This is a genomic window from Massilia sp. DD77, from assembly GCF_036961685.1.
Lineage (GTDB): Bacteria > Pseudomonadota > Gammaproteobacteria > Burkholderiales > Burkholderiaceae_D > Telluria.
The window spans coordinates 36,188-58,501 of record NZ_JBAMDH010000021.1 but is presented as its reverse complement, the minus strand read 5'-3'; the positions used below and the strand labels follow the sequence as shown (position 1 = coordinate 58,501).

Sequence of the window (22,314 nt, the reverse complement as noted above, 5' to 3'; positions counted from 1 at the left end):
TGCATGAATGATAACGCGGATCGCTTGTCCATGGGCGGGCGTCAATCCGGGACACGGTGACCCGGGATGGAGGGGGCCGCGCCAGCATGGCGCTGTTTTTCGGGATAAAGTGGTATTGTCCTACACATACGACCGTGTCGTGCGATCGTGTCGTAGTTACGACCGCATTTCGAGGGCCATGGCGCCGCCTGCCGGCGCCGTCGCGTGTTTGCCATCCCGACCATAGGCCGCATGATGATTTCCGTTTCTTCCGACCCCGCCGCTCCCGTCTCGCGCATCTCCACCGGTATCTCCGGCCTCGACGACATCCTCGGCGGCGGGTTGACGCCCCAGCGCGTGTACCTGGTCGAAGGCTCGCCCGGCGCGGGCAAGACCACCCTCGGCCTCCAATTCCTGCTCGACGGCGCGCGCAAGGGCGAGCACGGCCTGTACATCACCCTGTCGGAGACCGCGGACGAACTGCGGGCCGTGGCCGCCAGCCATGGCTGGTCGCTGGCGGAACTGTCGCTGTACGAGCTGGCCGGCGACGCCGACCTGGACATCGACGCGCAGCAGTCGGTGTTTCATCCGTCCGAGGTGGAGCTGGGCGAGACCACGCGCAATGTGATGAACCAGGTCGACCTGGTCAAGCCGGCGCGCGTGGTGTTCGACAGCCTCTCGGAGATGCGTCTGCTGGCCCAGAACCCCTTGCGCTACAGGCGCCAGATCCTTGCTCTCAAGCAGTTTTTCGCCTCGCGGGCCTGCACCGTGCTGCTGCTGGACGACAAGACCAGCTCTTCCGACCAGCACCTGCACAGCATCGCCCATGGCGTCATCAGCCTGGAGCAGATCGCCAAGGAGTTCGGCAAGGAGCGGCGCCGCGTCAACATCATCAAGATGCGCGGCATCCGCTTCCGCGGCGGCTACCACGACTACACGCTCGACACCGGGGGCATCACCATGTATCCGCGCCTGGTGGCGGCCGAGCACACGAGCGATTTCACGCCGGCCGTGCGTTCGACCGGGTCGGCGGGCCTGGACGGCTTGCTCGGCGGGGGGCTGGTGCGCGGCACGAATACCCTGATCGTGGGGCCGTCCGGCATCGGCAAGACCACCCTGTCCACGCGCTGCCTGCTGGCCGCGCTCGAGCGGGGCGAGAAGGCGGCCTTCTACCTGTTCGACGAGGGCCTCGGCACCTTCTTCGCGCGCAGCGCCGCGATGGGACTGGAGCTGCGCTCCCATACCGCCGGCGGCCAGCTCGCGATCCACCATATCGACCCCGCCGAACTCGCGCCGGGCGAATTCGCGCAGATGCTGCGCGACGCCGTCGAACGGCAAGGCGTCGGCTTCATCGTGATCGACAGCCTGAACGCCTACCTGCAGGCGATGCCGGGGGAGCATTTCCTCACGCTGCAGATGCACGAACTGCTGTCCTACCTGAACCAGAAGGGCGTGACCACCGTGCTGGTGCTGGGCCAGCACGGCCTGATCGGCGAAGTGCGCACCGACGTCGACCTGAGCTACCTGAGCGACAGCACCGTGCTGTTGCGCTTCTTCGAGTCGAACGGCAGGCTGCGCCGCGCCATCACGGTCATCAAGAGCCGCACGGCGGACCATGCGCTGACCATCCACGAGATGCAGCTCGGCGGCGACGGCATCCGGATCGGCGAGCCGCTCGAAGGCTTCGACGGCGTGCTGACCGGCTTGCCGAGCTACCGTGGTTCCACGCCCATGATGGTTCCGGCCGCGCATGCACGCGACTGACGAGCGCGACGCACGGCTGCTGGTCTTCGCGCCACGCGGGCGCGACGCCGAGGTCATGGCCTCGGTGCTCGAGCAGGACGGCTTCGGCTGCCGCGTGGTCGCCACCTTCGGCGGCTTGCTCGCGGCCGTCGAGGAAGGGGCCGGGGCCGCGATCGTCGCCGAGGAAGCCCTGCACGGCGCCGACCTCGGGCGCCTGGCCGAATGGCTCGGCCGGCAGGAGCCCTGGTCCGATTTTCCCTTCGTCGTCCTGCTGGGCAAGCCGATGGGCGCGGCGGCCACCGGCGATGCCGCGCGCGCCTGGCTGGCCGCGCTGGGCAACGTGGTCCTGCTCGAGCGGCCGCTCAACACCCAGACCCTGCGCAGCGCCGCCACCTCGGCCCTGCGCGCCAGGCACCGCCAGTACCAGGCGCGCGACGTCCTGGCCGACCGCACCCGCACCGCGCAGAGGCTGAGCGAGAGCCAGGAGGCGCTGGTACACCTGAACGCGACCCTCGAGACCAGGATCGAAGAGCGCACCCGCGAGCTGGCGCAAGCCAACGACCGCGTGATGAACGAGATCATCGAACGCGAGCGGGTCCAGGCGGCGATGGTCCAGCTGCAGAAGATGGAAGCCATCGGCCGCCTGACCGGCGGCATCGCCCACGATTTCAACAACCTGCTGAACGTGGTGCAGGGCAGCATGGACCTGATCCTCATGCTGTCCAAGGACGAGGTGGCCAGGCAGCGCGCCGAGGTGGCGCGGCGGGCCTGCCAGCGCGGCGGCAAGCTGACCAGCCAGCTGCTGGCCTTCTCGCGCAACCAGAGCCTGGTGCTGCGTCCGATCCGGGTCGGCGAGCTGTTCGACGGCGTGCGCGAACTGGTGGCGGCCTCGCTCGGGTCGAGCATCCGCGTGAGCTTCGATGCCGACGGCGCCGACAGCCTCGTGCTGGCCGACGCCAACCAGATGGAAATGGCCTTGCTGAACCTGGCCATCAATGCGCGCGACGCCATGCCCGAAGGGGGCGAGCTGCGCTTCCATGCCGACACGGCGGCGACGCCGCCCGACCTGGCGCTGTCCGGCAGCTTCGTGCGTATCGCCGTGACCGACAGCGGCCAGGGCATGCCGCCGGACGTGGCGGCCCGCGTCTTCGAACCCTTCTTCACGACCAAGCCGGTCGGCAAGGGCACGGGCCTCGGCCTGAGCCAGGTGTACGGCATGGCGCGCCAGTCCGGCGGCGCGGCGCGCATCCTGAGCCAGCCTGGCGCGGGCACCACCGTGGAGATCTGGCTGCGGCTGGCGGCCCTGGACGATGCGCCGGTGCTGCTCGGCGCCCCCGACCCGCGCGCGGCGCAAGGGAAGGGTGTGCGCATCCTGGTGGTCGAGGATGACGACGCGGTGCGCCGCTCCATGGTGGAGTCGCTCGAAGCGCTGGGGCATGCGGTGGCGCAGGCGGCGGACGGCCACGGCGCGCTCGAGGAGCTGGCGGCGGGGCGCCCGGACCTGATCATTACCGACTACCTGATGCCCGGGATGACCGGGGCCGAACTGATGCGGCATGCGCGCCAGACCTATCCGGACGTCCCGATGATCATCGCCACCGGCTACGCGGACATGCGGGCGATCGACGAGGTGATCGGCGAAGACATGGTCTTGCGCAAGCCCTTCCAGCTGATGGAGCTGGCCGCCAGCGTCGAGCGGGCGCTCGACCGGCCCGCTTTGCAGCGGGCCAGGGCCAGCGGCGCCCGCGCCTGAGGAAGCTAGTTCGCCGTCCTTGCGCCAGCGGCCTGCACCGCCGCGATCAGCCGCTTGCTCAGCTCCTCGTTATCGCCGCCGAAGCGGTCGCCGTTGTGCAGGGTAACGGCCACGATGCCCGAATCGACGGCCATCTCGAGCTGGCTGTAGAAATTGAGGATGTAGCCGCCGTGGCCGACCAGGCGCTTGCCGTTTACGCGGCGCCCCCAGGTTCCCAGGCCATAGCCGGTCGCCTCGCCATTCGGCAGCACGTGGCTGGCGTTCATGCGCGCCACGCTTGCGGGCGACACGATCCTCCCGGCCTGCAGGGCGAGCATGAAGCTAGCCAGGTCGTCCACCGTGCTCACCAGGCCGCCTGCCGCGTACAGGTTGCTGGCGGCCAGGATCCGGGCCGGCTTCGGCCCCAGCTGGTAGCCGCTCACCAGGCCCGGGATCAGTTGCCGATCGTCGCCGGCCACCGTGTGCTTCAGCCCGAGTGGGCGCGCGATGCGTGCGTCGACGAACTCGTAGTACCCCTGCGCCGACACCTTCTCGATCACTAGTCCGAGCAGGTTGTAGCCGGTATTGTTGTAGGCGAATCTTTCACCCGCTTCGAAGTCGAGGGGGCGGACGCGTACCGGCGCCACCAGTTCCTCCGGCTGGTGGTCCAGCCGGGCGGTGGTGCGCCAATAGCCGGAATCCATCGACAGGTTCGGAATGCCGCTGGTATGCGTCAGCAGGTGGAGCAGGGTGACCTTGCTCCACTGCGGCGGCGCATCCGCCAGGTAGCGCGCCACGGGGGCATCGAGGGCGAGCCTGCCTTCGTCCGCCAGCAGCAGGATGGCGGTGGCCGTGAACAGCTTGGTGGTGGACCCGATGCGGAATACGTGCTCGGGGCGGACCGGCACGCCCAGTTCAACGCTGGCCATGCCGTAGCCCTTGCGCAGCAGCGGCTTGCCGTCCTTAAGGACGAGGGCGGCGACACCGGGCAGCTCGGGCTTGAAACGCGCCGCGACCAGGGCATCGAGCGCTGCGGGCAGCGCATCGGCGTGGGCAGCGGGGAGCGGAACGGACGCCGGGACGGGAGCGGGCGGCACGGCCGCGGCGGCAAGGGGAAGGGCTAGCAGCAAGGCGGGTGCTTTCATCCAATAGTCCTGTCGAGCTGGCCCTGGGAGCCCGGATCGTATGCCCTTCGCCAGCCGGGCGGCCGGCCCGGCCACGTCTTCATGCAGGCGGGTTGGCCCGCCAGTGACGATAGATGCGCAGCGCCACGTGGGCGTCGTCGGCCGCGTACAGCACCTGCTTGTCGCTCAGGCGCGGCATGGCCCAGTTGGTGGTGGTGATGCGGCGCGACTTCTGCAGGCGCTGGCCGAAGAAGCGCGCCACCGCGCTCTTGGCGCCCAGCGTGTTGCGTTCGCCGCGGCGCAGGGCGGTGGACAGGTCGAGCACGTTACGCGGCTCGATGCCCAGCTTGCTGCGCAGGCGGCGCAGGTCGTCGCCCAGGCCGAAGCCCACCTTGAGAATACGGTCCGATTCGAGCACCGGCTTGAGGACGGTGAGCGCGGTGGCGTTGCCGGCCGGGCTGGCGGTCTGGAACAGGTAGGCCATCTGGTCGGTGGCCAGCTGCACCAGGTGCGGCCCGGTCGAGACTTCGCCCTTGGCGAAAGTGGGCTTGGATTCGGTGTCGAAGCCGATCGCGTCGGCCGTCGACAGCGCCGTCAAGGCCGCCGCGGCCTCGGCCTCGGTCCGGACGATGCGCACGTCGGCCAGCCCGATGCCGACATAGGGCGGGAGCAGCTCGTCCGGATCGACGGTCATCAATTGCGCGAGAACTTGCTGGCCAGGGCCTGCAGTTTTTCCTGGCGCTTGCGGTCCGCTTCCTCGGCGGCCGCGGCCTCGCGCTCGGCCTTCTTGCGCTCGGCTTCTTTCTTGAAGCGTTCCTGCAGCTGTTCCTTGGCGTGCAGGCGGTGGGTATCGGTGACTTCGGCGCCAGGGGTGCCGTCCAGGTCGAAGCGCTGCTTGGCCTTTTCCATGGCCCGCAGGTAGCGCATCGAGCCGGTGTGGATGCCCAGCGCGGCGCGCATGGTCTTGCGGTCCAGGCCTGGCATGCGGGCCAGCAATTGCTTGTCGATGCCGATTGCCAGCGGCAGGCAGTCGCGGAAGGCGGGGAACTCCTGCTGGAGCTGCTTGAGCAGTGCGCGGGCCGACAGGACGGGCGCTTTGGCCTGCTCTGGAGCGGCTGGGGTGGCGATGGTTTCGGCGGACTCTGCAGGGGTATTGGTATTCATTGACTTCATGGTAAGAACGGGAAAGCGAAGGATAGCACGGCGCCCGGGCGCGTATTGTACTTGTTCCAAGGATACTGTTGGGTTTATTACTAGCGCCGACGGGCGCGGGGCGGTGAAATCGTGTATGATCCGCCTCTTGCCTTGGGCACGGCTTGCGCCGGCGCAGGGCTGAGCGGGGAATCGCGAAGAAGCACCGGAGAGCCGCGGACAGCTTGCAATTATACGAATTGCTTATATCCCTTATCGGATATTTCAATTATCACCAAATCTTGCGTTGGGGCATAATATCGCCTCCCTCTATTCTTCTAGAAAAATAGATGCAAGCCCGTTTCAGCCGACGGGCTTTTTTTCGTTCCGACATGCACACCGCGACTTTGAACACCGACCACGCCTTCCTTGCCCGCCGAACTGGTTCGTCCTTCGCGCGCAGGCCGAGGACGTCCGTGCTTGAAGTCCCGCCGTTCGCCCTGAGGTAGGGCCACTTCCGAACCACTGTTGCCAGGGCCCGCGCCGCGGGTCCCGCTGGATTATTGACTTCGCAGGCGCGCACCCGCCTCGACTGGAGAGCTTTAGATGAAGAACACCGCCAAGACCTTGACACTGACAGCGAAAAAAGCACCGGCCAAGAGCGCGGCGCCGCTGGCAGTGCCGAAAACCGCGACCTCCTATTTCCTGGAAACGGAAGCGGCTGCCAAGGTGACGGTGGTCAAGACCCGTTCGCGCCTGGCCTCGCTCAAGGCCCAGGCCGACGCCGAGCCGGTCGCCGCCCAGGCGGTCGCCGCGCCGGTGGAGGCATTCGAGGCCGAAGCCGCCAGCGAAGCCGCCAACGATGCCGTCAACGATGTTGCCAACGATGTTGCCAATAAAGCGGCTGCCAATGACGGCGCCGGCGACTACATGCCTGCCGTGCCGGCCACGCCGGCCGCGCCGCCGGTGATCGTGCGCAAGCGCGGCAAGCTGGCCGCCTTGAAGGCTGCCGACGCCGTGCCGGCCGAAGCCGAGGCGCCAATCCCAGCCGTGGCTGCCGCCGAGACGGTCGAGGAAGCGCCGGCACCGAAGGTCGTGCGCACCCGCGCCCCGCGCCGTGTCGAGACGCCGGCGGCTTCCGTCGCGGCCGCAGCGGCCGCCGTCGGCGCCGTCAGCCAGACCACCGACGCCGCCGTGCTGGCCTCGATCGACACCACCGGCTACCTGCTGCCGCAAGTGAAGGTGCCGGGCCGCCGCGGCCGCAAGCCGAGCGAGTTCGTGCCGGAAAACGACGAAGTCGCGGCGCTGAACGCGGTCGAGCGCGCCGAACTGAAGGCGGCGTCGAAGCTGCGCGAGCGCAAGGCCAAGGGCATCGCGACCCTGACCGAAGCCGGCTTCTCGGGCGAGGAACTGGAAAAGCGCCGCCAGCAGCTGAAGAACCTGATCAACATGGGCAAGGAGCGCGGCTACCTGACCCATGCGGAGATCAACGACCACCTGCCGGAAAACATCATCGATCCGGAAGCGATCGAAGGCATCATCGCGACCTTCAACGACATGGGCATCGCCGTCTACGAGCGCGCGCCGGAAGCGGAAATGATGCTGCTGTCCGACCAGGCCGTGACCCCGACCAGCGAAGACGAAGTCGAAGCCGCCGCCGCCACCGCGCTGTCGACCGCCGACTCGGACTTCGGCCGCACCACCGACCCGGTGCGCATGTACATGCGTGAAATGGGCGCGGTGTCGCTGCTGACCCGCGAAGGCGAGATCGAGATCGCCAAGCGCATCGAAGAAGGCCTGAAGGACATGGTGCAGGCAATCTCGGCCTGCCCGACCACGATCTCGGAAATCATCGCGCTGTCGCACAAGATCGCCGCCGACGAACTGAAGATCGACGACGTGGTGGACGGCTTCGTCGACCTGAACGACTCCGCGGCCCCGGCCCCGAGCGTGGCCTCGTCCTCGGACGACGAGGAAGAGGAAGAAGAGGAAGTCGAAGAGGAAGAAGAGGGTAGCGGCGGTGGCGCGGCCGGCTATTCGGCCGAGCAGCTGGCGGCCCTGAAGAAGGGCGCGCTGGACAAGTTCGCCCTGATCGAGAAGCAGTTCGACCTGATGGGCCACGCGTTCAAGACCCAGGGCTACGGCTCGGAAGACTACAACGATGCGCAGGAAGTGATCTCGAACGAGCTGCTGGGCATTCGCTTCACCGCCAAGGTGGTCGAGAAGCTGTGCGACACACTGCGCCACCAGATGGACGAAGTGCGCGCGATCGAGCGCGCCGTCCTGGACATCTGCGTGAACCGTTGCGGCATGCCGCGCGCCCACTTCATCAAGGTCTTCCCGGGCAACGAGACCGACCTGGCATGGGGCGACCGCGAAGTCGACTGCGCCTATCCGTACAGCGCCGTGCTGGGCCGTAACCTGCCGGCGATCAAGGAACTGCAGCAGCGCATGATCGACCTGCAGGCGCGCGTGGCGCTGCCGCTGGCCGACCTGCGCCGCATCAACAAGCAGATGGCGGCCGGCGAGAAGCGCGCGCGCCAGGCCAAGCGCGAAATGACCGTGGCCAACCTGCGCCTGGTGATCTCGATCGCGAAGAAGTACATCAACCGCGGCCTGCAGTTCCTCGACCTGATCCAGGAAGGCAATATCGGCCTGCTGAAGGCGGTCGACAAGTTCGAATACCGCCGCGGCTACAAGTTCTCGACCTATGCGACCTGGTGGATCCGCCAGGCCATCACGCGTTCGATCGCGGACATGGCACGCACCATCCGCGTGCCGGTGCACATGATCGAGACCATCAACAAGATGAACCGCATCTCGCGCCAGATCATGCAGGAAACCGGCAGCGAGCCGGACCTGCCGACCCTGGCCGCCAAGATGGAAATGCCGGAGAATAAGGTCCGCGAGATCATGAAGATCGCCAAGGAACCGATTTCGATGGAAACCCCGATGGGCGAGGACGGCGATTCGCAGCTGGGCGACTTCATCGAGGACAACGCGACCCTGGCCCCGCTGGACGCCGCGCTGCACGCCTCGATGCGCAACGTGATCAAGGAAGTGCTGGACTCGCTGACCCCGCGCGAAGCCAAGGTACTGCGCATGCGCTATGGCGTCGAAATGTCGAACGACCACACCCTGGAAGAAGTGGGCAAGCAGTTCGACGTGACGCGCGAGCGTATCCGCCAGATCGAAGCCAAGGCCATGAGCAAGCTGCGCCAGCCTTCGCGTTCGGACAAGCTGAAGACCTTCCTGCACAATAACTGATCGGGTCCGCTCCCGTGAGACAGCCGCCCGGTTCACCGGGCGGTTTTTTTTTCGCCTGCTGCCGCAGCGACAGGCGCTGCGCCCACCCAGTCCCATCCATTCCCCGAAAACCGCGTTTCATCCGAAATCCGTCCGGCCCGCCCGCCGGGCACACGTATAGTCGTCTCCGCTGTCAATGCACCATCAGACGACAAGGAGACCACGTCGTGCACCTCAAAACCACCCTGCTGAGCCTCCCGCTCGCCGTCGCCGCCGCGCTGGCGAACGCATCGAACCCGGTCGAGGTCACGGTCGCACCCGCCACGCCGCTGATCGAGCAGGGCTGCATCACGACCTCAAGAGCGCGCCCGGCTTCGATGCGGATGCACTGCCGTCGCCCTTCGCCGACTTCGAACGCCTGACCGGGAAGCGCTGGCTGAAGGTCGGTGCCGGCCAGGTCGACAGCGGCGACATCGTGCGCAGCGCCCATAAGTAGGGGGCGCCAGGGTGTTGGCCGAGACGCTCTTGTCGGTCCGGCATCGACTGTCACGGCTTCGCAACGCTTATTTTACTTTTTGAAAAGGCAAACGAGCGAAGGAATTGACGCGCTCCGAAGGCCCGCGAGAAGATGATGTGTGGCAACAATATGTGCTTCTCCAGTCTTTTCAGCTCCCGGATACCATGCTCACCCAATTCCTTCGCCGTTCCTCGATCAGGGCCAAGCTCCTGCTCAGCATGGCCGCGTGCCTGCTCCTGTTCATCCTCATTTCGGCCATCTTCAGCGTCACGCTGACGAGCCGCAGCCAGCGCGGGCGCATCGTCGCCGACGACCTGCCCGCCGTGGTCGGCGAAATCCGCAATGACGTGATGCGCCAGATCGGCCAGCCCCTGACCGCCTCGCTGGCGATCGCCAACAACACCTACCTGCACGCCTGGGAACGCGAGGGCTTGCCCGACAGTGGCCTGGAAGCCTGGCGCACCTATGCGGCCAAGGCCAAGGCCGACAACGGGGCGGCCAGCGTGTTCTGGGCCTCGGCCGGCACGCTCAAGTACATGGACGAGACCGGCCTGAGCTACATGCTGGAGAAGGGTAATCCGCGCGACGGCTGGCTGGAAAGCTTCCTCGCCAGCGGCCAGCGCTTCGACCTGGACCTCGACAACGACAAGAAAACCGGTGAACTCAAGCTGTTCGTCAACACCCGTGCCGAAGCCGGCGACGGCAAGGTGGCGGTGGCGGGCCTCGGCTTGTCCGTCAAGGCCCTGGCCGACGCGGTGCGTGCGTACAAGGTGGGCCAGTCGGGTTACGTCTACCTGGTGCGCGACAACGGCAGCATCCTCCTGCACCGCAATACCAAGCTGGCCGACGGCGAGCACTACATGAAGGACCTGCCGGGCTATACGCCCGAGCTGGCGGCCAGCCTGATGGGCAAGCAGAAGTTCGCCCACGGTTCGCACGGCTCCGACACGGGCGAACAGATCGTCGCCTCGTCCTACATTCCCGAACTGGGCCTGTACATCATCGCCGAGGTGCCCGAGGACGAAGTGCTGGGCGGCCTGGCGCGCGCGGCCACCACGGCCTCGCTGATGGCCGGCGTGATCGGCGGCGGCATCGGCCTGCTGGTGATCTTCCTGGTCAGCCGCGCCATCACCGCCCCGGTCCGGCGCGCCGCCCTCATGCTCGGCGAGATCGCCGACGGCAAGGGCGACCTGACGCGCCGCATGCGCGTGGAGTCGCAGGATGAAATCGGGATGCTGGCCGACGCCTTCAACCGCTTCGTGTCGTCCTTGAGCCGCACCATGGGAGAGGTGCGCGCCAGCACCGATGCGCTGGCGGTCGCCTCGGCCGAGATCGCCGCAGGCAACATGAACCTGTCGAGCCGCACCGAGACCCAGGCCTCGAGCCTGGAAGAGACCGCGGCCGCGATGGAGGAGCTGACCTCGACCGTACGCCAGAACGCCGACAACGCGCGCCAGGCCAACCAGCTGGTGATGTCGGCCAGCACCCAGGCGGAGCAGGGCGGCCAGGTGGTGGCGGAAGTGGTGACCACCATGGGCTCGATCACCGAGAGCTCGTACAAGATCGTCGACATCATCGGCGTCATCGACGGTATCGCCTTCCAGACCAACATCCTGGCGCTGAACGCCGCCGTCGAGGCGGCGCGCGCGGGCGAACAGGGGCGCGGCTTCGCGGTCGTCGCCAGCGAGGTGCGCAACCTGGCCCAGCGCTCGGCGGCCGCCGCCAAGGAAATCAAGGAATTGATCAACGACTCGGTCAGCAAGGTGGAGGCGGGCGCGCGCCTGGTCGATAACGCCGGTGCGAGCATGAGCGGCATCGTGCAGGCCGTGCAGCGCGTGGCCGACCTGATGACCGAGATCGATGCGGCCAGCACCGAGCAGAGCCAGGGTATCGGCCAGGTCAACCAGTCGATCGCGGCGATGGACGACGTCACCCAGCAGAACGCGGCCCTGGTCGAGGAAGCCGCCGCCGCGGCGGGCGCGCTCGAGGAGCAGACCGCCAGGCTGGCCCAGGTGGTCGCGACCTTCAAGCTCGAAGGCGCGGCGCAGGCAGGCGCGGCGGGCAAGGGCGCCGCCGTGCGCGCGGCGCTGGCCGCCTGACTTGGCACGAGGGCTTCGTTGGGCCGCCTACCTGTTCCAGGGACGTCCCATGAAGCCTGCCATGCCGACCTACGGCTACGGCATCATCCTGGGTGCCGTCGTCGGCAAGTCCCTCAACGAGCGCCTGCGCGGCTTCGCCGAAGTGACGCTGCCCCGGATCGCGCGCGGCCGCCACGGCGGCACACAAGCCAGCGTCGACCTGGGCGCTGACTATCTACTCTCCGCAAACTGCCAGCTGGACGCCATGCTGTCGCGCGGCTTGAACAGCCGCACTCCGGACACCGCCTTCACGATCGGACTGTCCTTCAGGCGCTGAGCCAGGCCGGCCCCGGGAACGCATGCATCCCGGTTATGTAACGTTGTTGGAATTTCATTGGTTGCAAAAATGACAGTTGCGTAGGCTCTGACGCAGATGGCGGGCGTGGCGCGAGGAGACGCGGCGCGCACCGTCACAGGCGCATCGGGCTCACGGGTGCGTCGACTTCAACCTTGCAAAAAATCCACAACATGAAAAAACTTTTGCTTGCCGCGGCAGCCGCCATGCTCGCCGCCTCCTTGTCCCATGCCGCTTATGCCAGTCCCCAGGACGTCTCGCCCAAGCGCGAGCTGCGCGGCGTGTGGATCAGCACCCACCTGAGCCTGGACTGGCCGAACCGCCTGCAAACGCCCGAGCAGCAGCGGGCGGCGCTGGCCGCCATCCTCGACCACAACAAGGCGACCGGCATGAACGCCGCCTTCCTGCAGGTGCGCAGCCAGGCCGACGCCATGTACCCGAGCGACCTGGAACCCTGGTCCTACTACCTGACCAACCAGCAGGGCAGCGCCCCGGCCCCGAGCTGGGATCCGTTGGAGTTCGCGATCGCCGAGACGCGCAAGCGCGGCATGGAATTCCACGCCTGGATCAACCCCTATCGCGCCGTGGCGACCGTCGCCAACGAGGGCAACAACGCGCAATACGCCGCCACCCACGTCTCGCGCACGCATCCGGAATGGCTGCTGCAGGTCGGCACCGTGAAAATCCTGAACCCTGGCTTGCCGGAAGTGCGCGAGCATGTGGTGAAGGTCATCATGGACATCGTCAACCGCTACGACATCGACGGTCTCCACTTCGACGACTACTTCTATCCGAACGGCGTGATTCCCGACGACGCGGCCTACAATGCCGATCCGCGCGGCTTCCCGAACACCGCGGCGGGCCGGGCCGACTGGCGGCGCGACAATGTCAACCTCTTGATCGAGCGCGTGAACGCCAGCATCCAGGCCGCCAAGCCCTGGGTGAAGTTCGGCGTCTCGCCCTCGGGCATCTACCGCAGCAGCAGCGATCCGGCGGTCGGCTCGCCCACCGCGGCCGGCGCCCTGCAGCACTACACCCACCTGTTCGCCGATACCCGCAAGTGGATCGAGCAGGGCTGGGTCGACTACCTGGCGCCCCAGGTCTACTGGTACATGGGCCAGGCCGGCTCGGACTATTCGCTGCTGGCCCCCTGGTGGAACAGCAACGCCTATGGACGCCACATGTACATCGGCCTGGCCGACTACAAGATGAACACGGCCGGCTGGACCAGCCCGGACCAGATCAACGGGCAGATCGCGCTGAACCGCTCGCTGGCCAATGTCTCCGGCCAGATCCACTTCCGCCACGCCTTCCTGCAGGCGAATGCGCTGGGCTACCGCACCAGCCTGATGAACGGCCTGTACCGGCGTCCGGCCCTGCTGCCGATCATGGCCTGGAAGGGACTGGGCGCCCCGGCCGCCCCAATCGCGCTGGCGGCCAGCATCGGCCAGGACAACGCGGTGCAGCTGGCCTGGAACGCGCCGGGCGACAGCGCCGACGAGTTCGAGAAGACGCGCCGCTACGCCATCTACCGTTCGGAGCAGCGCGACATGGACCTCGACGCGCCCGGCACCCTGCTGGCTGCGACCGACATCGCCACCCCGGCCTTCGCCGACACGAGCGTCGAAGCGGGCAAGTATTACTACTACACGGTCACGGCGCTGAACCGCCTGAGCGTGGAAAGCGCGCGCGCCAACACGGTCAGCAACGACGTCGAGCCGCCCGTGGCGCGCACCCGCGCCGCGCTGGTGACGCTGGCGAACGGTAGGGCGAGCCTTGCGCCGGCTGATGTCGACGGCGGCAGCAGCGACAACTGGGGCGTGGAGTCCCTGAGCCTGTCGCGTTCGAGCTTTGCGTGCTCGGACATCGGGACCCAGCGCGTGCAACTAAGCGCCGTCGACAAGGCCGGCTTGAGCGCCAGCGCGGAGGCAACAGTCGAGGTGGTGGGCGTCATGCCGCAGCCGCAAGCGACAGCGGACGCCGCCGCGATCACGCTGGGTTATGGGCCGCAGAGCGTGGTCCTGCGTGCGAGCGACAAGGCGGGCGCCGGCGCGACGTATGCCTGGAGCCCGGCGGAGGGGCTGTCGACCGCCAGCGGCGCGGTGACCACGTTCACGCCGACGGCGGCGGGCAGCTTCAGCTTCGTGGTGCAGGCGGCCAGCCCGCAGGGCTGTTATGCGCAGGCCGGTGTGACGGTGGCCGTGATCGACGCGCGTTGCGGGGACGGGAAGGTGGCGGTGTGCCACAAGACGGGGAGCAGCACGAATCCGTCGAGCCAGGTCTGCATCGCGCCGAATGCGGTGGAGGCGCATCTGAAGAAGGGGGCGAGCTTGGGGGCGTGTACGCAGTAGTGGCTGCGGTGCGAACTTGGGTTCCCGCCTTCGCGGGAAAGACGTGCTACTGAACGTAGTCGTTAGCCGCTGAGCCGTCATCCCCGCGAAGGCGGGGACCCAAGTTTGCGTGAACAGCTACACAGCTCCCGTCAGCCCGTATTCCGCAACCCCGCCGCCACCCCATTGATCGACAAATGAATCCCGCGATTCACCCGCGGGTCCACATTGTCCGCCAGCGCGCGCCGGCGATGAATCAGCTCCACCTGCAAGTGATTCAGCGGATCGAGATAGGCGAAGCGGTTCTGGATCGAGCGCGCCAGCAGCGGATTGCCGGCCAGGCGTTCGCCGGTGCCGGTGATCGCTTCCAGGCAACGCAGGGTTTCGCCATGCTCCGCCGCGATGCGCTTGAAGATGCGCTCGCGCAGCGACACGTCGGCCACCAGTTCGGCATAGCGCGAAGCGATCGCCAGGTCGGTCTTGGCCAGCACCATGTCCATGTTCGACAGCAGCGTGGCGAAGAAGGGCCAGTCGTGGAACATGGCGCGCAACTGCTCCAGCTTGTTCTCGCGCTCGCCTTCGGCCAGCCAGCCGCTCACGGCCGAGCCGAAACCGTACCAGCCCGGCAGCAGCAGGCGGCACTGGCCCCACGAGAAGCCCCAGGGGATCGCGCGCAGGTCTTCGATGCGGCGGGTCGACTTGCGCGAGGCCGGGCGCGAACCGAGGTTCAGTTCCGCAATCTCGGCGATCGGGGTGGCCGAGAAGAAGTAGTCGGTAAAGCCCGGGGTCTCGTAGACCAGGTTGCGGTAGGCCTTGTAGGCGCGCTCGGACAGTTCCGCCATCACGCCTTCGAAGCGCGCCAGGCGTTCGGCCCCCGCGCCATTGCTGGCGTGCGGGCTCAGGCTCGCTTCCAGGGTCGCCGCGACCAGCAGCTCCAGGTTGCGGCGGCCGATCTCGGCGTTCGAGAACTTGGAGGCGATGATCTCGCCCTGTTCGGTCAGGCGGATCTGGCCGTTGACGGTGCCCGGCGGCTGGGCGCGGATCGCGTCGTAGCTCGGGCCGCCGCCGCGGCCGACGGTGCCGCCACGGCCGTGGAACAGGCGCAGCTTGACGTTCTGGGCTTCGAAGACCTCGACCAGTTTCAGTTCGGCCTGGTAGAGTTCCCAGTTCGAGGTCAGGAAGCCGCCGTCCTTGTTCGAGTCCGAATAGCCCAGCATGACTTCCTGCAGGCGGCCCTGCTTTTCGATGACGCTGGCCACCAGCGGCAGCGCCATCCATTCCGACATGATGCCGGCGGCGCGCTGCAGGTCGGGGATGGTCTCGAACAGCGGGATCACCATCACCTCACTTGTTCCACTTGAGGCGCCGGCGGACACGCGCATCAAGCCGGTTTCCTTCTGCAGCAGCAGCACTTCCAGCAGGTCCGAGACGGTCTCGGTGTGCGAGATGATGTAGTTGCGGATCGCGCGGCTGCCGTAGCGCACGCGGATCTCGCGCGCGGTGCGCAGGATCGCCAGTTCGCCATTGGTTTCGTCGCTGTAGGTCTCGTAGGGCGTGTACAGCAGGCGCGGCTGGGCCAGCTCCGTCTGCAGCAGCGCGACCTTCTGTTCCTCGCCCAGCGCGGCGTAGTCCTTCTCCACGCCGGCGCGCGCGAACAGCTCGGCCAGGACGCGCTCGTGCACGTCCGAGCTCTGGCGCATGTCGAGCGAGGCCAGGTGGAAGCCGAAGATGCGCGCGGCGCGCTTCAGGCCGGCCAGGCGCGGCTCGATCAGCACCGCGCCGTGGTTGGCGCGCAGCGAATCGGCCAGCACTTCCAGGTCGGCGGCGAACAGCTCGGGGTCGAGGTAGGGCGCGGCGTGGCCGACTTCCTTGCGCAGGATGTGGCCCAGGCCCAGCTCGCGCGCGGTGGCGGCCAGGCGCGCATAGATGCCGATCAGGGCGCGGCGGTAGGGTTCGTCGCTGCGGTGGGGCGAATTGTCGGGCGAGGCGTCGGCCAGGGACGCCAATGCCGGCGACACGTCCACCAGCAGGGTCGAGGCGGACAGCTCGGCGCCCAGCGCGTGCACTTCGTCGAGGTAGAAGTCGAGGATGGTGGTCGACTGGCGCGTCAGCGCATGGCGCATGGTGTCGGCGTTGACGTTCGGGTTGCCGTCGCGGTCGCCGCCGATCCAGCTGCCCATCTGCAGGTAGGTGGCGTTGTGCAGGCCGGCGCTGTCGTTCCCATAGTGCGTAGCGATCTCGCAGGCGATGTCCTCGACCAGGGCCGGCACTTCGCGGAGAAAAGTAATGCGGTAGTAGGACAGCGCATTGTCGATCTCGTCGGCCACCGTCAGCTTGGAGTAGCGCAGCATGCGGGTCTGCCACAGGGTCGCGATTTTCGCGTGCAGCAGCTGGGTATTGCGCTGGCGCTCCTTGGGCGTGAGCGGCAGGTCGCGCTCGGCCAGCAGGCGCGCGATGTCGTGCTCGGCGTCCAGGATGCTCTTGCGCTGCACCTCGGTCGGGTGGGCGGTCAGCACCGGCGAAATCAGGGCTTCCTTGAAGAATCCTTCGACGGTGTCCTGGCTCACGCCGGCGTCCACCAGCTTGCCCAGCGCATAGCCGACGCTGCCGGCCTGCGGGCCGGAGCCGTGCAGCAGGTGGGCGCGGCGGCGGCGGTTGTGGTGCTGGTCCTCGGCGATGTTGGCCAGGTGCGAGAAATACGAGAAGGCGCGCACCACCGAGTTGGTCTGGTCGCGGGTCAGCTTGTGCAGCAGGGCGGTCAGTTCCTCGCCCGCCTTCGGATCGGCGTCGCGGCGGAAACGCACCGCGGTCTGGCGGATGGTTTCGACGATTTCGAACACCGCGTCGCCTTCCTGGTCGCGCAGCACGTCGCCCAGGATGCGGCCGAGCAGGCGAATGTCTTCTTTCAGTGGCGCATCCTTGTCCGCGCCGGAGGGAGTGTCATGTGCAGCTAGGTTGTCCATATCGACCACAAGTTAATAGATTGTGCGATGGCGTTTTGGCCATGGTCTGCAAGAGGGCCCATGATAAAATTTGTGATCTTATGCAAGAGCCGGTTACTGGCATCGTCCGGATGGGGCTCAACGACAGTGAAAGAATCCGAGTTGAAAGCTAATGAATCGGCGCAGCAGGCGCCCGCGAACGCAGCACCCGGCAAGCTTATTATCGCATCCCGCGAAAGCCGCCTTGCCATGTGGCAGGCGGAGCACGTACGCGCCCGACTCGCTGCATTATATCCGCACTGCAGCGTCGAAATTCTGGGAATGACAACACGGGGCGACCAGATCCTCGACCGCAGCCTGTCCAAGGTGGGCGGCAAGGGCCTGTTCGTCAAGGAACTCGAGGTGGCGATGGCCGAGGGCCGCGCCGACCTGGCCGTGCACTCGCTCAAGGACGTGCCGATGGAGTTGCCGGAAGGCTTCGAGCTGGCCGCCGTGCTGGAGCGCGAGGACCCGCGCGACGCCTTCGTCTCGAACGACTACGCCAGCCTGGACGCCTTGCCGGCCGGCGCCGTGGTCGGCACCAGCAGCCTGCGCCGCCAGGCCCTGATCGCGGCGCGCTACCCGCAGCTGGTCATCCAGCCGCTGCGCGGCAACCTCGACACCCGCCTGGGCAAGCTCGACCGTGGCGACTACGCGGCCATCATCCTGGCCGCGGCCGGCCTCAAGCGCCTGGGCCTGCCAGAGCGTATCCGCGCACTGCTGGAGCCCGAATACAGCCTGCCGGCAGCCGGGCAGGGCGCGATGGCGATCGAAGTCCTGAGCGGCCCGCGCAGCGACGGCATCGACCTGCGCGCCGTGCTGGCGCCGCTCAACCACGAGGAAACCGCCCAGGCCGTGATGGCCGAGCGCAAGGTGTCGCGGATCTTCGGTGGCAGCTGCCAGATTCCGCTGGCGGCCTTCGCCCAGGTGGAGGGCGGCCAGATGCGCCTGCGCGCCATGGTGGCCACGCCGGACGGCAAGCGCGTCGCCAGCGGCGAAGTGAAGGGCGCCGCCGCCCAGCCGGAACTGCTGGGCGAGCAGGTATCGGCACTGCTGGCCGGGCGGGACGCGCATGCGATCCTCGAGGCTTGCAAGCTGGACGCCAACCCGGACGCCAGCCCGGATGCCTGATCCGGTCGTCATCACCCGGCCGCGCGCCCAGGCCGAACCGCTGGCCGAGGCCGTGGCGGCACTGGGCCGCACGCCGGTCGTGCTGCCGCTGCTGGAGATCGGCCCGGCCGGCGATCCGCAGCAGCTGCGCGCCGTGCTGGCCGGGCTGGCGGACTTTGCGCTGGTGGCCTTCGTGTCGCCGAACGCGGTCGATGCGGCCTTCGACCACATCCCCGCCTGGCCGGCCGGGGTGCCGCTGGCCGTGGTGGGCGAGGGCAGCCGGCTGGCGCTGGCGCGCCACGGCGTGACCGGCACGACCGCGAGAATCCATTGTCCTGCCGAGCAGGATCCCAGCGATTCCGAGCATTTGCTGAAGGTGCTCGACCTGGCTGCCCTGGCCGGACGGCGGGTGCTGATCGTGCGCGGCGACAGCGGCCGCGAGCTGCTGGCCGACGAATTGCGCGCCGCCGGCGTACTGGTGGAAACGGTGGCCGCCTACCGGCGCAGTGTCCCGTCCTTGACGCCCGCACTGGCCGCCCGCCTGGATGCCTTGCTGGCGCGGCCGAACGACTGGATAATCACGAGTTCCGAAGCCCTGCGCGGGCTGGCGGGACTGGTGGAGCAGCTCGACCCAGCCTTTGGCCCCGGCCGCCTGCGGGGCCAGCACCTGATCGTGCCGCATGCGCGCATCGCCGAGACGGCGCGCGCGCTGGGCTTTGACCGCATCACGCTTACCGGTTCCGGCGACGCTCGCCTACTTGCCGCGTTACAATCACAAGAATGAACGAATTGCCCAATAACCCAGAACAAGCCCAGCCGCCAGGGGCGCCGTCGACCAGTCTCCAGAAGGCCGAGCCCCTGGCCGCGCCGCCGCGCGCCCCCGGGCGCAGCCTGTTCGAGACCTTGCAGCAGCCGCTGCCGCTGGCCGTGACGGTGCTGGCGGTGCTGCTGGCCGTGCAGACCATCTCCTCGCACAGCCGCATCAACTCGCTGCGCAAGGACATGGCGCTCAGCCTGCAGAAGGGCAATGCCGTGAACGCCGAAACCGCCGCGCTGGCGCGCGAGGTGTCGGACCAGTCGAAGGAACTGCAGATCAAGGTCGGCGTGCTGGAAAGCCGCCAGAGCGAGGCCCAGAGCCAGCAACTGGCCCTGGAACAGCTGTACCAGGACCTGTCGAAGAACCGCGACGAATGGGCGCTGTCGGAGATCGAGCAGGTGCTCTCGACCGCCAGCCAGCAGCTGCAACTGGCCGGCAACGTGCAGGGCGCCCTGATCGCGCTGCAAAACGCCGACCGCTCGCTGTCGCGTTCGGACAAGCCGCAATTCCTCACCATCCGCCGCGCCATCGCCTCGGACATCGAAAAACTGAAAGCCACGCCGGCGGTGGACATGGCCGGCGTCGCGCTGCGCCTGGACAACGTGATCGCCCAGGTCGACTACCTGCCGATCCTGTCCGACGAAAAGCCGCTGCTGCCGGCCGCGCCCGCGCGCAGCGTGCGCAAGCAGGAGAAGAAAGCCAAGGAAAAAGAGGCGCCGCCCGCGGCGCTGACCCTGGCCGAGCGGGTCGGCCAGACCTGGAGCAACTGGAGCCAGGAGATGTGGGACGATGTGCGCCAGCTGATCCGCGTGCGCAGCGTCGAGAAGCCGGAAGCGCTGATGCTCTCGCCCGGCGAATCCTATTTCGTGCGCGAGAACCTCAAGCTGCGCCTGCTGAATGCGCGCCTGGCCCTGCTGTCGCGTAACGAGGCGACCTTCCGCGACGACCTCGTGACGGCCCAGGAAACCCTGCTGACGTATTTCGACACGCGCGCCCGCGCCACCCAGTCGGTGCAGGCGGCGCTGCGCCAGGTGCAGGCCAACAACCTGCAGATCGAGATGCCGACCCTGGCGGACAGCCTGAACGCCGTGCGCAACTACAAAGCGAAGCAATAAGCCATGCGTTTACTCCTCTGGTTAGTCGCGCTGATGGCCGCCGCCATCGGCATTGCCGTGACCGCGCGCTTCAATCCGGGCAATGTGGTGCTGTTCTATCCGCCGCACCGGATCGACATGTCCCTGAACCTGTTCGTGGTGCTGCTGGTCGTCCTGTTCCTGATGCTGTACGGCCTGGTGCGCGCACTGAACGCCACCCTCAGGATGCCGGAGCGGGTGGCCGCCTATCGCCAGCGCAAGCGCGAGCGTGAAGGCAACAAGGGCTTGCGCGACGCGCTCAAGGCCTTGTTCGAAGGCCGCTTCGGCCACGCCGAGAAGGCCGCCATGCGCGCCGCCGAGCTGCCCGAGAACGCCGGCCTGGCGGGCCTGATCGGCGCCCGCGCCGCGCACCGCATGCGCGAGCCCGTGCGCCGCGACGCCTGGCTGGCCGGCATCGCGCACGATGGCGCGCTCAAGACCGCGCGCCTGATGACGATCACCGAACTGCTGGTCGACGACCACCAGCCGGAAGCGGCGCTGGAAGCCGTGGCCGAACTGAACGCCAGCGGCCAGCGCCACATCCACGCGCTGCAGTGGGCAATGAAGGCCAACCAGCAGGCGCGCAACTGGCCCGAGGTACTGCGCCTGGTGCGCATCCTGGACAAGCGCAAGGCCCTGCACCCGGCGCTCTCGACCCGCCTGCGCGAGCTGGCCTACGACGCGCTGCTGGGCGAGCCGGGGCACGACGCCGAATCGATCCGCCGCGTGTGGTCGACGGTACCGGCGGTGGACCGCACCGTGCCGTATATCGCGGCGCGCGCGGCGACCGCCTTCAATGCGCGCGGCCTGCACGACGAGGCGCGCGCCATCGCCGAGGACGCGCTCAAGGCCAACTGGGACGAACGCGTGGTGCGCGCCTACCGAGAAGCCGCCGGCCCGGCCGGTTCGCCTTCGCTGCTGGCCCAGATCGAGAGCTGCGAAGGCTGGCTCAAGCATCGGCCGCTTGACGCCGAGCTGGCGCTGACCCTGGGCTCGCTGTGCCTGAAGCAGAAACTGTGGGGCAAGGCCCAGCGCCACCTGGAGCAGGCCCTGTCCGACGCCACCGAGGCGCCGATGGTGCGCGAGGCGCACCTGAAGCTGGCGCAGATGCACGAGGCGCTGGGGCAGGAGCAGGAAGCGGCGAATCATTACCGGCAGTGTGCGCTGGCGAGTATTTTGTAAGTGGCGCGGCTGTCAATGACGCGGCCCGAGGGCCGCGTTCGTCGTTCGTCGGGTTGGCGGCTTCGCCGCCGACGCGTTCGCTGGAACGTGGCATCCCGCTCATCGCTGATTCATGCGTCGGTTGAATGCGCCGGTTGAACGCGTCGGCGGGCGACCCGCCGACCCTACGTCGCCCCGCACCTTTGCCTCCGTTGCACCGCACAAGCCATACCCGTTTCGTTATAATGGCGGACCATTATTAATTCTTCAGCAACCAAGGACGATTCCATGAGCTTGAACAATGTTCCAGCCGGCAAAGATGTGCCGAACGACTTCAACGTCATCATCGAGATCCCGATGAATGCCGACCCGGTCAAGTACGAGGTCGACAAGGACAGCGGCGCGATCTTCGTCGACCGCTTCATGGGTACCGCGATGCACTACCCGTGCAACTACGGCTATGTGCCGCAGACCATCGCCGACGACGGCGACCCGTGCGACGTGCTGGTCATTACCCCGTTCCCGCTGCCGCCGGGCGTGGTGGTGCGCTGCCGCGCGCTGGGCGTGCTGAAGATGACCGATGACGGCGGCGGCGATGCCAAGGTGATCGCGGTGCCGGTCGAGAAGGTCCTGCCGATGTACAAGAAAATCCAGTCGCTGGACGACCTGGAAGAACTGCGCCTGAAGCAGATCCAGCACTTCTTCGAGCACTACAAGGACCTGGAGCCGGGCAAGTGGGTCAAGATCGAAGGCTGGGCCGATGCGGAAGCCGCGAAGGCCGAGATCACCAACGGCGTCGCTGCGTTCAAGCAGAAGAGCCAGGCGTAATACCGCTGCGGCGGTACAAAGGCCGGCGCCCTTCGGGGCGGCCGGCTTT

The 22,314-nt window shown here is 67.5% G+C and carries 16 protein-coding genes; 12 read left to right on the top strand and 4 right to left on the bottom strand.

Features of this window, described 5'->3' with window-relative positions; translation table 11 throughout:
• The first annotated feature begins 231 nt into the window (after window positions 1-231).
• Window positions 232-1,743: an ATPase domain-containing protein gene (locus tag V7778_RS14325; RefSeq protein ID WP_335556308.1), complete on the top strand. Its 1,512-nt coding sequence runs from the start codon at window positions 232-234 to the stop codon at window positions 1,741-1,743.
• The gene (locus V7778_RS14320) at window positions 1,730-3,475 is read left to right on the top strand and encodes a response regulator (RefSeq protein ID WP_335556305.1); all 1,746 of its coding nucleotides are present in this window, start codon (window positions 1,730-1,732) and stop codon (window positions 3,473-3,475) included. The genes V7778_RS14325 and V7778_RS14320 overlap by 14 nt, the downstream gene beginning before the upstream one ends.
• Before the next feature lie 5 nt (window positions 3,476-3,480).
• Here V7778_RS14320 and V7778_RS14315 read toward each other — a convergent pair whose 3' ends face one another.
• The 3 genes from V7778_RS14315 to V7778_RS14305 form a co-directional block, all read right to left on the bottom strand.
• Window positions 3,481-4,599, bottom strand: a complete 1,119-nt coding sequence (locus tag V7778_RS14315; RefSeq protein WP_335556302.1) for a serine hydrolase domain-containing protein — start codon at window positions 4,597-4,599, stop codon at window positions 3,481-3,483.
• Between the two features lie 79 nt (window positions 4,600-4,678).
• The gene (locus tag V7778_RS14310; RefSeq protein WP_335556301.1) at window positions 4,679-5,272 is read right to left on the bottom strand and encodes a 3'-5' exonuclease; all 594 of its coding nucleotides are present in this window, start codon (window positions 5,270-5,272) and stop codon (window positions 4,679-4,681) included.
• On the bottom strand, window positions 5,272-5,742 hold the full coding sequence (locus V7778_RS14305) for a ProQ/FinO family protein (RefSeq protein ID WP_335556299.1): 471 nt from the start codon (window positions 5,740-5,742) through the stop codon (window positions 5,272-5,274). The genes V7778_RS14310 and V7778_RS14305 overlap by 1 nt, the downstream gene beginning before the upstream one ends.
• A gap of 573 nt (window positions 5,743-6,315) precedes the next feature.
• Between V7778_RS14305 and rpoD the strand changes: the two genes are divergently transcribed.
• From rpoD to V7778_RS14280, 5 genes are all read left to right on the top strand, one after another.
• A complete protein-coding gene (rpoD, locus tag V7778_RS14300; RefSeq protein ID WP_335556297.1) occupies window positions 6,316-8,976 on the top strand; it encodes an RNA polymerase sigma factor RpoD in 2,661 nt (886 codons plus the stop codon).
• 206 nt (window positions 8,977-9,182) lie between these two features.
• Window positions 9,183-9,377, top strand: coding sequence for a hypothetical protein (locus V7778_RS14295; RefSeq protein ID WP_335556295.1), 195 nt, complete (start codon window positions 9,183-9,185; stop codon window positions 9,375-9,377).
• Window positions 9,378-9,636: 259 nt separating this feature from the next.
• Window positions 9,637-11,571 carry a methyl-accepting chemotaxis protein gene (locus V7778_RS14290; protein WP_335556294.1) on the top strand — a complete coding sequence of 645 codons (1,935 nt, stop codon included), beginning with the start codon at window positions 9,637-9,639 and terminating at the stop codon, window positions 11,569-11,571.
• A gap of 49 nt (window positions 11,572-11,620) precedes the next feature.
• Entirely contained in the window at window positions 11,621-11,887 is a 267-nt protein-coding gene (locus V7778_RS14285; protein WP_335556292.1) for a hypothetical protein, read from the top strand.
• A 191-nt stretch (window positions 11,888-12,078) separates the two neighbouring features.
• Window positions 12,079-14,256 carry a family 10 glycosylhydrolase gene (locus tag V7778_RS14280; protein ID WP_335556290.1) on the top strand — a complete coding sequence of 726 codons (2,178 nt, stop codon included), beginning with the start codon at window positions 12,079-12,081 and terminating at the stop codon, window positions 14,254-14,256.
• A gap of 131 nt (window positions 14,257-14,387) precedes the next feature.
• Here V7778_RS14280 and ppc read toward each other — a convergent pair whose 3' ends face one another.
• Window positions 14,388-17,198, bottom strand: a complete 2,811-nt coding sequence (ppc, locus tag V7778_RS14275; protein ID WP_335556288.1) for a phosphoenolpyruvate carboxylase — start codon at window positions 17,196-17,198, stop codon at window positions 14,388-14,390.
• A gap of 126 nt (window positions 17,199-17,324) precedes the next feature.
• Here ppc and hemC point away from each other — a divergent pair, with 126 nt between their 5' ends.
• From hemC to ppa, 5 genes are all read left to right on the top strand, one after another.
• Window positions 17,325-18,347 carry a hydroxymethylbilane synthase gene (hemC, locus tag V7778_RS14270; protein ID WP_442920726.1) on the top strand — a complete coding sequence of 341 codons (1,023 nt, stop codon included), beginning with the start codon at window positions 17,325-17,327 and terminating at the stop codon, window positions 18,345-18,347.
• Window positions 18,340-19,110 carry a uroporphyrinogen-III synthase gene (locus tag V7778_RS14265; RefSeq protein WP_335556285.1) on the top strand — a complete coding sequence of 257 codons (771 nt, stop codon included), beginning with the start codon at window positions 18,340-18,342 and terminating at the stop codon, window positions 19,108-19,110. Before hemC ends, V7778_RS14265 begins: the two co-directional genes overlap by 8 nt.
• Entirely contained in the window at window positions 19,107-20,258 is a 1,152-nt protein-coding gene (locus V7778_RS14260; RefSeq protein WP_335556283.1) for a uroporphyrinogen-III C-methyltransferase, read from the top strand. The genes V7778_RS14265 and V7778_RS14260 overlap by 4 nt, the downstream gene beginning before the upstream one ends.
• Before the next feature lie 3 nt (window positions 20,259-20,261).
• Window positions 20,262-21,458 carry a heme biosynthesis protein HemY gene (locus V7778_RS14255; protein WP_335556281.1) on the top strand — a complete coding sequence of 399 codons (1,197 nt, stop codon included), beginning with the start codon at window positions 20,262-20,264 and terminating at the stop codon, window positions 21,456-21,458.
• Window positions 21,459-21,725: 267 nt separating this feature from the next.
• Window positions 21,726-22,265, top strand: coding sequence for an inorganic diphosphatase (gene ppa / locus V7778_RS14250; protein WP_335556279.1), 540 nt, complete (start codon window positions 21,726-21,728; stop codon window positions 22,263-22,265).
• Window positions 22,266-22,314: the final 49 nt, after the last annotated feature.